The organism is Thermus sp. CCB_US3_UF1, assembly GCF_000236585.1.
Classification (GTDB): Bacteria; Deinococcota; Deinococci; order Deinococcales; family Thermaceae; genus Thermus.
Genome location: NC_017278.1, coordinates 61776 through 76308 on the forward strand (window position 1 = coordinate 61776; position 14533 = coordinate 76308).

The window sequence follows — 14533 nt, forward strand, 5'->3', positions numbered from 1 at the left end:
ATAGCCGTCCCCGTAAACTCCTCCCTGCTCCAGCCTTACTACTCCTACCTCCGCTATCTGGTTTCCACGCAACCTGCGGTTTGGGCTCATACCGGCAGCGTTTCCTCGTTTCTCACTCCTTGCGGAGCTAGGAGAGCCCACTCACCCGTTGGCAGCGGTGGAAGGGAAGAAGCCCGGTCCAGTCTAGGACAGGGGAAGAGTTTGTTTGCTCCCGGAATGGCTCCCCTCTTGCAAGCCTCAGGACTCAAGCCTGTGGCCTGACGGCGGGCAGGCCAAGGAGGGTCTCCAGGTCCACCACATATCCCCTGCGCTCCTCTTCCAGGAGGTGGCGGTAGATCCCTAAGGTCACATGGGGACTGGCATGCCCCAACCGTTCGCTGACCACCTCCAGGGGGATACCCCGGGAAAGGGCCAGGCTAGCCCAGGTGTGCCTGAGGTCGTGGACCCGGACTTTCCCCAGTCCTGCCCTCTGGGCTAGACGGCGGAGGTAGTGGTTGAAGGCATCGGGGTCAAAGGGCTTGTTGCCCCCAAAGAGAAAGGCTTCCTCCAGGACTTCCTGAGGCAGGCGCTGAGCTAGCTCCTCCTTCCAGGCCCTGAGGCGGAGGAGAAGGCTTTGGGGCAAGGGGACAACCCTTCGGGCTGTTCGGGTTTTAGGCTGGGTGAAGTCTCCCTTGCCGTTCACCTTGGTCCAACTCCGCCAGACCCGGAGTTCCCCCCTTTCCAGGTCCACGTCCCGCCACTGCAGGGCCAGAGCCTCGCCCCGCCTTAGACCCGTCTCCAGGAGAAGGCGAAGGAGAAGAGCCATCTCCCGGCTCCTTGCCCCATCCGCAACTTCCAGGAGACGGAGCACCTCCTGGGGCTCCAAGGCCCGGGCTGCCCTTTCCCCTTGGGGCAACCGGAGCCGTATAGCCCCTGCGGGATTGCGGGGGAGGAGTTCCAGTTCGCAAGCCCTCTGGAAGAGGGCCCGGAGCCGGTTCAGGACCTTGCGCACCGTTCTAGGGGCATACCCCTGACGCAACTGGTCCACGACCCTCTGAACATGTAGGGGCCGCACCTCCTGGAGGCGCATCCTTCCCAAGGGATCATGGGCTGAAGGGTCCTTCAGGGAAGGCAGGGCGTAGACCAACTCCTGACGAGCCAGCCGGAGGGAGTTGGGTCTCAAGCCTTCCCCTTCCAGCCCCTGGAGGTACCTCTGGGCAAATTGGACCACGGTGACCTGGGAAGGCTCGGGAAGGAGACCCTGGGCCCTTTCCGCCACCATCTTGGCCAACAGCTCCTCCGCCTCCCGGCGCGTGCGGGCGTACCGGCAGAGCTTCTTCAGCTTCCCCGTAGCCTCGTCCACCCAACGGAGCTCGGCCACCCACTTTTGGGCTGCCTTGTGGTAGTACGTGGTTCCACCGCCTTTACCCCTGGCCATCCTCCAACCTCCTTCGGTCCCTAGCTTGCTCACAGCTTTGGAACCCCGCGATCGGATTCTAGCCCTGGCCCGTTTACAGACAGGGCTAAAGGCCTCAGCCTGTTTCCTCCGGCCAGACGTTCCCTTGCCACGACTGCCTTGGAGAGGGCACCCAACACCGCTTCAAGCAACCCTTGCTCCTTCCTGACCTGAAGGAGCTCCGGGAGAGGCAGATAAGCAGATCCCTTGGAGACCTTGTTGCCAGAGGCATCGGGGTGGAAAAAGCCTACCTCCACCCTCTGGATGACACCCGCCCGCTTGAGTAACCCTAGGGCCTCGGACACCGTTCGCTTGGATACCCTGTACCTCTTGGCCGTGGCATTGTACCCTATGCGGGCAACCCCAAAGAGGGAGGCTTTCTCCAGAACTTCCGCGCTGATCAAAAGGGCGAGCCGGACGGTGGAGGAGGAAAGGCCTAGGTCCCGAGCCCAAGCCCCTAGGCGGTCGGGGTTTGTCTCTAGAAAGCTCTGCACCTCTTGGAGCAGACCACCCCCTAAAACCCCCTCCAAAAAGTCGTGCCAACACACCTCTCTCCTGGTCCTGGCTCTCTGGTAGGTCCTGCGAATCCCATAGAGCCGCTTGCTCTTTTCCTCGTCCCCTTGCAGCAGGTGCTGGACCTCTTGGATGAACACTTCCTCGGGGATCCCCTGCCGGGCAGCAAAACCAGCTAGACCTAGGATCAGATTCTGCCGACTTCCCTTGACGTAACCCAAGGAAGCAGAAGAGATTAGCCGCCTTAAACCCTCCAGGGTTCCCTGCTCCAGCCAGCCTTCCTCCGGGAATACAGGGTTCACTTTATCTCCCCTGCGCAAGGCATAGTAATCTTCCGAAGAAAGGGGGTAGCTTCGATCCTGGGACCCTGGCGGAAGGGCGTCCGGGCTTTTAGCTCGAGCGGACTTGCTGGACGATTCCCCCAGCGGGGCTTTGTCCCTTTTCGCATGGGGGAGAACGGAGGCCCTTGCCCTGAACGGGGCCTTTGGCTGAGTCTTATTAGGGAATTCTAGCCTCTGGGAAACCTGGTCCCACGAGTTTAGTCTTTCCTCCAAGAACCGAACCATAGGGCCAAGGGGTGAGGGATACCCAAACTCGACATGCTTTAGACCATCCCCCAGACAGCGCAAGGGCAACAATAGGAACCTACCGGGGCCACTTTCCCTCGTAGGATAGGCCACCACTTCCTTAACCGAGTCCCTAGGGAAATGCCGCAGGGCTAACTTCCTGAGAAATTGACCGAGCTGATAGGCCCTTTTCAGGGGGACTGTCTTGCGAAAAAGAAAGTACAGGTGAACCTGTCCGCTGAAGGAAGAGCCGTAAAAACCCCAGAGCCCAAGGGAGTCCCGTACCTCAGCCAGGAACCCCACCACCTGCGCCCTGAAGGCTTCTAGGGGACAGTCCACGTCCAACGCCACCACGCGGGTCCCATATCTCGGCATCCACCAGGATCCGACCCGCTTCCCCCTACGAGAAACCGCATGATCTGTGCCCACCAGGAGGACCCCAAGCTCAAAGTGAAGGTAGAGCGCCAGGAGCACCTCAGTCCGACTGAGCCCCTCCAGGACAGAAAACACCCTCTTGTCCGGGGATGCCAAAAGCAAACAGCGTTGAGGTAGGCTAAACAACGCCCTAAGCCGAGCCAGTAACCGCCTAACCCTCTTCACCCTCAAGAGCTCAGCCCAAGCTTCCAGATGAGGACAGGGTTGGGAGAGTTTCTTGATGTAGTGGTAAAGGTAGCGATATTCACTGGGCAGATCCCCCGTGCACTGACCCCACTCGCCTTGCTGAATGTCCCCGCCCTTCTGCTGGTCATCCTGCAGAGCACCAGGGACACAGGAAGCATCACCCTGCAGACTGGATGCGACACCTGAGTCCGAGGAACGGCTTAGGCAACTGCAATTTATGCAACCTGCATAGTGTACCAATGACACCTCCTGCTCCACCTAAGGACATCGTTTCTTCCACTGGCTCAGAGCTTCTTGATCTGACCCCGCTTGATCTGTTCCAGGACCTCCCGGGGTACCAACCACCGACGTCCGAGCTTGATGCCAAGCTGCCGAGCAATCTTATAGGCCGTGTCACGTCCAATCAGGTCCTCACCTAGCTCTTCTCTTAGGTCCTTTACACTTAGTAGAACCTTCTCCCTACCCATACATGGTTAATTTAAGAGTTTTTGGGCGCTTTGTCAACATCTTATCCGTTCACTATCCGTTGCAAGCCCAACGGCCCCATATCACCCCTTGATGCAATGGGGGACCATTCTTCTGGGGAGGCTCTATAGGATACCCAAAACCTGCTTGCTTGTGTCTTCAGCTAGGGTTATGATTCCCCTTGTGCACTCCGAGTTAAAGATTGCGCTTACCGTTCTGCCCGTACCCGTCCTTCAGGACGTGGTCTGGGCAGAAAGGCCTGAGGACATACCCCCCTGGGACTGGACCCGTGGGTACTCGCCCGTACAGCCCCTTTCCAGGTTTGGGGAGGACTACGACCTGGACACCCCTGAGGAGGAGGTTGACCGGGATCATCCACTGCCCTCTTGGCTCAAGTTGACAAAGTTCTACCCCCGGCTGGTGCGGAAGTGGGCGTCCAGTGATATCTGGGAACCCAGCCCAGAGTCCAACCTGCCGCCCAAGGCTTCTGTATCCCCCCTAGAGGCCTTCCAGAGGGTGTACAGGGCCCTACAACAGGACCAAGACCCCTTGCAGCCCGATAGCCTCACCCGCAAGACGATAGGGGAGATGGCCCGGAAGGCGGGTATCCTGTCCTCGTTCGAACCGGACTGGAGGCTTTCGGGTGAGGGGGTCTGGGGGAGGTTTTCTGGGGCAAACAGCCTTCTCAGGGACGACAGCCTATGGGCTTGGGTTGAGGCCGCCTACTTCTTCCAGACCGTCCGTCTGGCTTTAAAGCTCCGTGAGGAGAGTAACCTGCCCCCGAAACCGATCCTGCAGAGAGTGATTCAAGAATTGGGCTTCCCACTTGAGGTCTTGGAGGAGAATGGCCAGGCAGGGGTGGAGCTTCGCGTCCGTCCAGCCGGTGATCCCTTGGAGGGCGCAAAGCGCAGGGGTCTAGACATCGCCCTAGAGTACTTGGGGAGAGGCAGAAGCCTGAGGGTTTCTGGCCTGGAGAATGTGCTACGTGAGGAAGCTACCCGACACGTGGTCCTAGAGCCCGTGTCCAAGTTCGAGACCCACACGCCTATAAGGGCTCCTCGGATACCTCTGGCTCTCCTCAAGAAGAGGTCCGAGCAGGTGAGGAAGCAGAGTCAGTTGGATGAGTCCTGGAAGGAGTGGGCCCAGGAACTCCGAGAGATTTGGGAGGAGTGGGTGCAGTCGGAGCAGGAGGGGCAGAACCGGCGTGCGCAGTCAGCTGCCCATTACTTTGGTTTTATGAGCCTCATTGACCTCGGCCTGCTCCAGCTGCTGAGACGGGACTATGTGGCCTGCGAGTGGTGCGGGAAGGTCTTCTCGCCCCGGCGGAGGGATACACGCTACTGTAGCGATGTCTGCAGGATGAAGGCTTGGAGGAACCAAAGGGCAAGCAGCAAACACAAAGTGGAGTGAGGAGAGCTGGCTAGGGCTTCCCTTGGAAAGAGAGCCCCTCGGTCCTGTTAATGGGGGTTGCAGTTGGCGGGACTCTCTATCCCTGACGGCAGCTACACCTCTTTGTAAAGCCTGTGGGTTCGCTATACCAAAGTCCCTTGAGACAAGGCTTCTGGGAACGGAGGTACATCAAAAGAGCTGACTCCAAATGCCCTGGATCCCTTGGTTCAGCCCGCCCCTGCTTTCGGGTTCAACCCTCTTCCCACATATCATGAGAGAATGGTGAGCGGATGGGTAGGCAAATGAAGAGGGGGGCCGGCTGAACCTTAGTTATAGGAGTAGTAAAAGGCTGAACCCAAATTCCTTTTCTCTTCAGGATGGGCTAGATAGGGTTTGGGTTCACCCAAGGAGTGATGCAAGCCTAGGTGTCCGCTTCGGGGTTGGCCAGGATGAGGACTTCTGGACTGCCCCTGCCCTTCAGGGTCGTCTTGGTCCTTACCATCCCCTCTTGCCTCAGGCTGGCCAGAACCCGCTTCACGGTGGATTGGGAGGCAATACTCTTCTCCACCACCTCCCTAACCAGTTCCCTGCGGGGAACTCCTTCTGTGCCCGCCTGGGCGGGCTGACGGAGGATGTAGGCTTTGGCTACGGTGGAAGCCCTATCCTCCCTCTAACTCTTAGGCATATGACGATCTTGTCTAACTAGTTTGCCAGATCCAGATTTAGCCGTGAGATAGCATATGCGGGCAGCTCAGTACACGTCAAAACGTGGGACCACCCCTTTAGGATGGACCTGCGCCCACGTGGATGGGCAGGTACCCATAGGAGGTGGTCCCCATGGAACAGCTTACCCCACTCATCAACGCCTTGAAGCGATACTGGAAGGCCGACCTCAGGCGCCTCACCTTCCTGGCCGCCCTGGTGATGGCTCTGGTCACCGCCCGCACCACAAGCGGCCCCAGACTCGCTCTTTCCCTCGGCTCCATAGCCAGCCCTGACCCCCGCTCCGCCTACCGAAGGTTCCAGCGGTTCTTGGCCTGGCCGGGGCTGGACGGGGAGGGCTATGCCCGCTTCATCTTCGCCCTCCTCCGACCCCAAGGGCTCCTCCTGGTCATGGACCGGACCGAGTGGGAGCTGGGGAAGAGCAAGGTCAACCTCCTGATGCTGGCCTTCCTGTACCAAGGCCTGGCCGTCCCCCTGTTCTGGAGCTTCCTTCCCCACGACGGCAACTCCTCCACCCCCGAACGCATCGCCCTGATGGAGAGGGCCTTGGCTTTCCTGAGGGCCCACTTCCCCCACCTCCGGGTGGAGGGGTTCCTGGCGGATCGGGAGTTCATAGGGGAGGCGTGGTTCCGGTACCTGGAGGAGAAGGGCATCCCCCGGTGCATCCGAATCAAGGCCAACACCCGGATGTGGCGGTTGGGCTCGGGCCCTCGGGCCTGGGAGCTCTTTGCCTCCCTGAAGGTGGGAGAGAGCCGGGTGCCCAGGCGGCGGTACTGGGTCTACGGGCGGCGCATGTGGGTGGTGGGGTTGCGCCTTGGGGTCCGGGAGTGGCTGATTGTGGCTACGGACCTGGACCCTCACCGGGTGCTGGAGGTGTACGGGCTCAGGTGGGGGATAGAGCGGCTCTTTGGGGCCCTGAAGGGGCGGGGATTTGACCTGGAGGCCACGCACGTGACGCGGGGGGAGAGGCTTTCGCGGCTTTTGGTCCCCTTGAGCCTGGCCTTCGTGTGGGCGTTTCGGACGGGGCTTGTGCTGCACCGGGTGCGTCCGGTGAGGCCCAAGAAGCACGGGAGGCTGGGACAGAGCCTCTTCCGGGCGGGGCTGGACCTGCTCACCCTTTGGGCGCTTGCCCTCTGGGGTGCAGGGGGAGGAAGGCGCGGAAGTCCCTTGGGGTTATGCCCTATGGAGGTTTTGACGTGTACATAGAGCCAGTGCTTTGAATTCAAGGGTGCTCTTTAGAGCTGGCTAGGCCCTCACCTCGCAAGTACCCCAGCACCTCATCAGGGGTTGTATAGGGGCGCACCACCAGCCCCAGGCCCTCGAGGCCCTCTGGGACCAGATGCTTTTCCCCCCAACGAGCTACGCTTTGCCCCACCACCCGACCTTCCACCACCAAATCCTCCCCCACCTCGTCGGGGGGAGGGAATCCGGCCTTCCGCAAGGCTTCCAGGAGGGGGCGGTACCCAGGAAGGACCAATGCCAAAGCCTCTTCCCAACTAAGGCCTCCGCCCCTTCTCCCCAGGTGGAGCCCTAACTCCTCAAAGCCCTTTTCCCAATCCTCCCCCTCGCGGAAAACCAAAAAGGGTACCCCAAGCAGGGTAAGACGCCTGCGGATCTCCCTATCCTGTTCCTGTCGCCTTGGGTCCAGGTGGGGCGGGCCGTCCACGTAAATCCCCAGTCCCCTCGCATAGAAGAAGTCAAAGCGGGTGTAGGTGTCCCCGAGGGCGTAGGTATACTGCACCTCATCGGGGAGGGGTAAGCCGCGCTCGTGGCAGGCTTGAAGCCAACGCCGCTCCAGTTCGCTTTGGCAGCGGGCCTGAAGCTCCTGCAGGCGGCTTGGGGCTGGTAGGTCCTCAAATACCGTGCTCTGGAGTTCCGTGAAGAAATCCTGGACCAACCGTCGGTCCAGCAGGGCATGATCCACCTGGTTGCTGTAGTCCATTAGGCAGTCGTAGCATGCCCGCTCGCAGGCCTTTTCCTCACCATGGTGCATGAGGCGCAAAGCGGTGCGGGCCAGTTCCTGCAGGGGGTGAGACTCCTCCCTCGAGGGCCACTCCGCCAAAGCGGCGAGGGCCCCAAGCCCCCCTTCCTGCCCCTCCACCAAGACCACCCGGTAAGGCACCTGGGGGTTTGAGATGGGTTGGAGAAAGCCGAAAAGCTCATCTTCCGCCAGCTCCAAGACCACCAAAGCCGCCTTGCGGAAAGCCGCCAGGAGGCTTTTGTAAAAGGAAAGCCTCTCCCCATCCCCTATCCCTAGGGGAGCAGGAACTTCCAGGGCGAGAACGTCGCTTTCGGCACGCGCCTCGAGGACAATCCCCCGCTTTAGGTCTTCCGGTTTGCCCCCCACGGGGCACCGCCCTTCCCTATCCTCCCTCCACGGATGCTCCTCCAGCTCCTTTCCGGTGAGCAGGAAACGGCGGCACCGTTGGCAGTAGACAAACCCTTCTTGCAGGGGGTTTTCCTCTTCCTCGTCCAGGAGCCAGGCCCGAAGGCCCTTGTTCATGGCCACCACTTCGGCGTTGTGCTCGTAAAGCAGGCGGAATGACCCACCCTGCAGCGCCCGGGGAGCCTTGGGGCGCCAGTCCCACTCCACCTCGTAGCCCATGCGGACCCGATCCTCTTCCTCGCTGGTGATGCGCCGCCGGGGAAGCCCGGTAAGGATGGGAGGGGCGAGGAGGCGGACGTTCGGAAGGGTGGCGCTCAGATCCTTACCGCAGGCGCGGCACCGGTCCCCCTGGGCTTCCACGTGCCCACAGGTGCAGCGTTTAGCGGTGCGGAAGGCTTCCTCCTTGGGCAAAACCGCAAGCCGGTCCAGCCGATAGCGGCGGGCACCGAAATAAACGCTGTTCCCCGGAGCGAACTCCGTAAGGGCGATGAAGCTGGGGCGCTCCAGGCGCTCCACTTCCCCACCCGGGGTGATGAGTTCAGCCCAGGTGGTTACCCGGCCAAAAGCATAGTTGGGGAGAAAGCCCCGGGCAGCCAGATAGCCCCGCAGGTCCAGATCCACCAGGTAGCGGCGTTGTTTGTCCGCCCGCGTGGCCTCGGCCTGAATCTCCTCTCGGTTGGGGTGCCTGGGCCCCATGTGCTGGAGGCGGGTCATGAACTCGGTGTAGCGGGCCTGGGCATCGTGGTACTCCTCCCGCCAGGAGTTGAGCTCGGCATCCAGCTCAGCCACAAAGCCTTCCACCGTGGAGCGGACCACCTCCTGGGTGAACCAGGGGAATGAGGCCATCTCCCGCCTGAAAGCCTCTCCCACCGCCTGCAGGATGGCGCCTTGATGGGTGGAGATTCCCTGCTCTAAAGCCGCCCTGAAACCAGCCCTTAGGGGGTAAAGGTGGGTATGGTCCTCATAGTCCACGGCCTCGCCCACCTTGCCAGGCAGGGAGAAGCCCCACTGGGCTAGGATTTCCAGGACCAGGGCCCGTAGATGGGCCTTGACCAGGCGGGGGTTATCCAGCAGGAAACGGGGAGCCTGGACCGAACCCCGAACCATGCGTTCAGGGAAGCGGTAGAAGTACTGATCGTGGCCCATGGCCCCAGCAAAAGCCTGGATGAGGGCGGGTTGGCCTTTCCGCCCTGCCCGGCCCGAGCGCTGGGCGTAGTTGGCAGGGGAAGGGGGGATATTGCGCAGGAATACCGAGGAAAGGGCGCCGATATCTATGCCCATCTCCAGGGTAGGGGTAGCCACCAAGACGCTCAAAGGGTCCTCGGGGTTGCGGAAGCGCTCCTCCAACCGGCGGCGCTCCTCCCCGGATACCTGGGCAGAGTGGGCGCGGGCCTCGAGGGGGAGGGGAAAACGTCGTTTCTCGTAAAGGGTTTCGTAGAAGGGGTGGACCCGCCGCTCTTCCAGGGCTTGGCTAGGGTACTCAGGGGAGATGCGCAGGGCGTAAAGGGGGCCGGTATAGCCGCTTCTTGGGCAAAGAAGGTAATCGCCCCCGGTCTTTTCCAGCAGGATGGCGCTGGGGTTCAGGGCCAGGCCCGAAACCTTGTTCCGCCCCCATGAGGGAAGCTCCCAGGCCACCAGGACCCGCCGATCCTTGAGCGCCCGCACCACCCGGCGTAGGCGAGCGGCGGCCTCTTCCCATGGCAGGTTTAGGGCCCCCATGGTCCACTGCTCAAAGAGGCTTGGCCGCCGCCGGTCGCCGTAAAGGCGCAAGGTTTGCCCGAAACGGGGTGCCTGGGAGGCACGGACCTCGAGGAGAATAGACCCCCCCATGGGCTCAGCAAAAACCTCGTGCACAAAAGCGAAAAGCTTTTCCTCCACCCTGAAGCGAAAACTGATTGGGTTAAGGAGCTCGTGGAAGATGGCCCCCCGGCGGCGCATGAGGTCCAAAAGCCCCGTGAGGTAATCCCTAAGGACTTCCTCGGGTACCGAAAGCCCTTCCCAGATGCCCCTATCCTGCAGGAGTTCTTCCAGGTGGCGGTAGCGGTAGCGGATAAGCCCCGCCGCCTCGAGGTTCTTGAGGTTGGGCTGGGTGTTGCGGCCCGCCTCCAAGACCGCCACCAGGGAAAGGAGGTCCCGAAAAGCCACTCCTTCGGGGGCGTGCTCCTCGTAGAGGGGACGCATCTCCGCCCGGGGATCGCTCCGGGCCCAGGCCTGGTACACCTGTCCCCCAAGCTCCGAGAGGTAGGCCGGGCCCTGGGCTAGGATCTCCATCACCGTTTGCCGGAAAAGCACTTTTCGGAAAAGGTCTTGGAAGTGTCCAGCTTGGAACTCAGCATCTTGGCGGTTATCGGTGAAAACGATGATCTTCTGCTCCTCACGCGGGAAGGTGCCCAGGGTGGAGAGCAAGAGAAGGTCGGTGGCGGTGGAGCGGCCCACCAGGCCGAAGGCGGCCAGCTTCCGGATCTCGTTACCCTGGCGGGTGTAGGACACCTGGCAGGTGGGGCAGAACTGGAATGGGAAAGGGAGAATGGCCACAGGCACGCCCTCTTCTGCAGGCGTGCCCGTGTAGGGATCCAGGACGCGGTTTTGGGGCAGGAGCCTGCGACGGTCCCGCTTTACCTCGCCGCTTTCGTCTAGCCAGGATTCCGGCAGGGGTTCCCGGTCGGGAACCCAAGCACCTGGCCGCAGATAGCGTATTTCGCCCCGGAATAACTCCAGGAAGGATGGACCTGGCAGAAACTGTCCCTTCTCCTCACGGGCTATCAGGTATTCCTGGCCGCAGTTGCGGCAGAAAACCACGGGATAAGCGGGCTTACCGTGGAGGTGTTTTTCCCCTTTGAGGGAAAGGCCCTCGAGGTCCAAAGTGGCGGTGAGGTCCGGAGCTTGGGCGTAGAAGGCGTGGATGCGGGGAACCAGGTACCCCGTGGCCGCCCCCACCCGCAGGGCCAAGGCCACCTCCGCCCGGGCCTGGTCTTGGGAAATGCCTTCTTCATGGGAAAGTTTTTTCGCTAGCTCGCTTAAGGTATGGGGTTCCTCCAGGGCTTTTTCCAAAAACACCAGGGCTCGCCGCACCCGGGTTTCCCCATCGGGCCGGGCGGAAAGGGCTTCACGCAGCTCCTCGGGAAGGTGGCTTAGGTCCAAGGGGGGCGGCTCTTCCAGGTGCTCGCCGATAACCCTGGCCACGGAGGTGCCAAAAAGGTTTTCTGCAAAGCGCCGAATGGCCTCTACTCCTCGGTCCACCGTGGCCGAGGTGCCGATGACCTGGAGGGTTTCTGTGGTGCCTGTGTGCTGCTTGAGGCGGCGGATGAGGAAGGCCACGTCCGCCCCCCTAAGGCCGGCATAGGTGTGAACCTCGTCCAGAACCAGGTAGCGGAGCACACCCCGGTGCTCCGGGGGGAAAAGGGTGCGGTCCTCGCCCCGGGTGAGGAGGAGCTCCAGCTGCACGTAGTTGGTCATGAGGATGTCCGGAGGGTCCTGCCGGATTTCCTCTCGGCTTAGTACCTCGGCGTCGCTTACGAACCTTTCCTGTAGGAGCCGCTCCCGCAAGGCCTGGCCGTCCTGCTTGGTATAAGGCGTTTCCCCATTATAAAGGGCGATACGCAGGCCAGACCCGTGAAGCCGCAGGGCGAAATCCCGGTACTGGGAGTTGGCCAAAGCGTTCATGGGGTAGACGATGACCGCCTTGATGCCGGGCCGCTTTGCCGTCAAGGCGTAGGCGAAGATGGGCATACCGAAAGCCAGGCTCTTGCCTGAACCTGTCCCCGTGGCCACCACGAAGCTTTCCCCAGCCAGGGCTGCCCGTAGGGCTTCCTCCTGGTGAAGGTAGGGGTGGAAGGGGGTGGGATCTTGGAGGTCCTCGGGGTTTTTACGGAGAAGGGGACGGATGCTCGGGGGCAAAAGCCCTTCTTGGATGAGGGCCTCCAGGCTTTTGCCCAGGCGGTAACGGCGTTTTTGCGCCACGAAGGGCTCACGCCAAAGCAGGTCCTCCTCCTCTATTCCCTGCCGCAGGAGGTCGGCGATGGCGGGATTTCTGGGGTTTACGAAACTTTCAGCGTATCCACGAAAGCTGTTTTGAATGGCCTCTAGCTGGCGGAAAGGGTCCCGCACGCTTCCGCGCTCGGCTAACCTCACCAGGGGAAGGCCCATCCGGGAGGCAACCCAGGAGCGTAAGGCCTCCGCCATGCTGGCAAGGCCCAGCCGGCGACTAAGCTCCTCGGGGGAAAGGTTTAGGTGAAAAAGGGGTTGGAGGAGGCCCTCGAGGTCCTGCGGATGGGCGTCGGGTACCGCAGACCAGTCCAAGCTTTCCCCCTGCACCACCCGGGGCAGTACCTGGCTAAACCAACGCTCAGGGCGGAGGTCTTCTGGCCGTAACGCTAAGCCCATAGCGCTAGTCTAAGCGACAAACCCGGTGAAGGAGGTGCAAATCCTTCATTGGTCATCTTTCAAGCGAGTATGTTTGTCCCATCTCCCGGGGAGGCTGCAGCCGATCCCAGGGCACTTTTTCTTCCACGCTTAAGGGGAGTTTTCCAGGATGGTATAAGCCCCCTGTGGGCTTGGTGAGCCAGTAAACCTGCTTTAGGGCTTCCTCTAGGGTAAGGTTTCCTTGGATTACCTCTACCCGCAAGGCGGTAGGCCAGCCAGGGTAGCCAGGGTGGGCCAAGAGGTAAGCCACTTCTGGAGTGGCGCGGAAAAAGGTACCAAGAGGCAGATTTTTCTGGGAGAAACGCAGGTCCGAGAGTTCCAGGCGAACCACGGGCTCATGTGTCCAGTCCATAACCTCTTCTAGTTGGCGGTCGTTGCCCATGAAGTGCACCACGAAGGCACGAGGGAGGATTTCCTCTGGCGGAAAACCTTTCCCCTTGCCCAACACGAAACCCTCTGGACCTATCAACCGCCAGAGGAACCCATCCTCTTGGGTAGCCCGAAGGCCTAGCACATGTTGCCCAAGGTCTTTCAGGGCATAGGGCACAGTGGTACGAAACTTGCCCACCAAGAGGTCATAGGCGAGAGATAGCACCTTGGTGGGACTTCCCAAGGTGTCGGGATTAACCACCTGATTCGCAGCTTTGGGGAAGTACTTCTTGAGTTGTTTCAACAGTCGTCCTAGGGCGTATCTCCCCACCTCAGGGGGGGCCAGGATAAAGTTGACCTCGTTCTCGCCGCTGGACCCAGGGTTTGGACTGCCCTGTATTTCTCCCGTGGTGGGGTCGTAGCGAAGGGAAGGTTGAGCAACCTGGATGCTGGTTCCGAATTGCTTGAGGGCCTGCACAAGAGAATAGCCATCCTTTGCGTGACCCTTTGCGTGGCCAAACCGCTGCAGGATCTCTAAGCCTTCCCGGGAGTTTTTCAAGCGATGGGGCTCCACCAGGTGGTAGAGCAACAGATGCCTTGGAGATATGCCCACGGTGACCTTATGCTCCAGGTGCCCTGACCGCTGAGGGGGCTTTCCCCGGCGCTTGGTTTCCACATGGAAGCTAGGTTTTTTCGTGACCTTTTGGGTAAATGCGACCTCGGGTGTATCGGGCAAGATGGGACGAAGGCTTATCTTGGAAGGAGCGTACAGGAAACCCTTAAAGCGCACCTCTTTAGGCTCCGCGGCTAGGCCCTTGGCCATACGTAGGCCTAGGCCCTCTATTCGGCCTAGGACTTCTTCAGAAAGGGCCAAGGGTTCGGGGACCAGGACCTCAGAGAAAAGGGTGATCTTTTCCAGCAAGTGGGCGAAGTTAAACTGGCTCCTTTCAAAGGCTTCTTGCGAGGTGCGGCGCATTTGGCCTTGCTCGCCCACCACCCCCAGCTCCTCCAGGTGGACTGGATGGAGAAGCAAGTGGCCTCGAGGGTCTGCCGTTTCCCAAAAGGTGCGTTTGCCGGTGTGTAAGTCCAGGGCGTGGAGAGGGTGTTTGGGAGCTTGGGCCTCGAGGTAGGTCACCAGTTCCACGCTAAGGGCTTCCAGGGGAGCGTCGCTCAAAAGCTGCTTGGAGAGGTCTACCAGGGCGTAAAAAGTACCCAAAAGGTTTACCACCTCCACCTTGTAAGCTTGGTGTTGCCGGACAGGGAAAGCCTTCCCTTGGAAGGGGCCGGAAAGGAAAACCCCTTCAATCCTTGTCCACTCCTCGGGGTCTATCCATCGGCTGCCTGTGCGGTAAAAGCCCTTTTGGCTTAAAAGGCGGTTGAGGTGGCTGTTGAAGGCCATGGCCCTCTCCTGAAGCGAGGTGGGCTCAGCCTCGCCCACGAAGGGGGCTCTTACCTCTGGGCGCTCCAGGGCGAATATCCAGACCTCATCTCCCCGTTTCTGGGCTATCCAGCCTATGGCTTGAAGGTATTTCAGGAAACTTTGTGGGTCCCTATGGGCAAAGCGAAATATACGGCCTTCCTGAGGGCTACGCTTCAAAGGGAAGAGGTTGACGTAAAGGGTGGACTTGGTAGATGGGTTCATGG

7 protein-coding genes are annotated in these 14533 nt (G+C 60.8%); 2 read left to right on the forward strand and 5 right to left on the reverse strand.

What is annotated here, in order from left to right; genetic code table 11:
* Nucleotides 1-244 precede the first annotated feature (244 nt).
* From TCCBUS3UF1_RS00310 to TCCBUS3UF1_RS11525, 3 genes are all read right to left on the reverse strand, one after another.
* Entirely contained in the window at nucleotides 245-1417 is a 1173-nt protein-coding gene (locus tag TCCBUS3UF1_RS00310; RefSeq protein WP_014514481.1) for a site-specific integrase, read from the reverse strand.
* A gap of 29 nt (nucleotides 1418-1446) precedes the next feature.
* Nucleotides 1447-2988 carry a hypothetical protein gene (locus tag TCCBUS3UF1_RS11735; protein ID WP_155983227.1) on the reverse strand — a complete coding sequence of 514 codons (1542 nt, stop codon included), beginning with the start codon at nucleotides 2986-2988 and terminating at the stop codon, nucleotides 1447-1449.
* A gap of 431 nt (nucleotides 2989-3419) precedes the next feature.
* Complete coding sequence (locus tag TCCBUS3UF1_RS11525) at nucleotides 3420-3602, reverse strand: hypothetical protein (protein ID WP_081477214.1); 183 nt, start codon at nucleotides 3600-3602, stop codon at nucleotides 3420-3422.
* A 169-nt stretch (nucleotides 3603-3771) separates the two neighbouring features.
* On the opposite strand from TCCBUS3UF1_RS11525, the gene TCCBUS3UF1_RS00320 reads away from it, so the two are divergent.
* Complete coding sequence (locus TCCBUS3UF1_RS00320) at nucleotides 3772-5010, forward strand: zinc finger MYND domain-containing protein (protein ID WP_014514483.1); 1239 nt, start codon at nucleotides 3772-3774, stop codon at nucleotides 5008-5010.
* A gap of 816 nt (nucleotides 5011-5826) precedes the next feature.
* Nucleotides 5827-6918 (forward strand): IS4 family transposase, encoded by a 1092-nt coding sequence (locus TCCBUS3UF1_RS00325; RefSeq protein ID WP_014514485.1) that lies wholly within the window; start codon nucleotides 5827-5829, stop codon nucleotides 6916-6918.
* 16 nt (nucleotides 6919-6934) lie between these two features.
* Here the strand turns inward: TCCBUS3UF1_RS00325 and TCCBUS3UF1_RS00330 are convergent, their stop codons facing one another.
* Together TCCBUS3UF1_RS00330 and TCCBUS3UF1_RS00335 are read right to left on the reverse strand one after the other, a co-directional pair.
* On the reverse strand, nucleotides 6935-12481 hold the full coding sequence (locus tag TCCBUS3UF1_RS00330; RefSeq protein ID WP_014514486.1) for a DEAD/DEAH box helicase: 5547 nt from the start codon (nucleotides 12479-12481) through the stop codon (nucleotides 6935-6937).
* A gap of 52 nt (nucleotides 12482-12533) precedes the next feature.
* Nucleotides 12534-14531: a hypothetical protein gene (locus TCCBUS3UF1_RS00335; RefSeq protein WP_014514487.1), complete on the reverse strand. Its 1998-nt coding sequence runs from the start codon at nucleotides 14529-14531 to the stop codon at nucleotides 12534-12536.
* Between the last annotated feature and the right edge of the window lie 2 nt (nucleotides 14532-14533).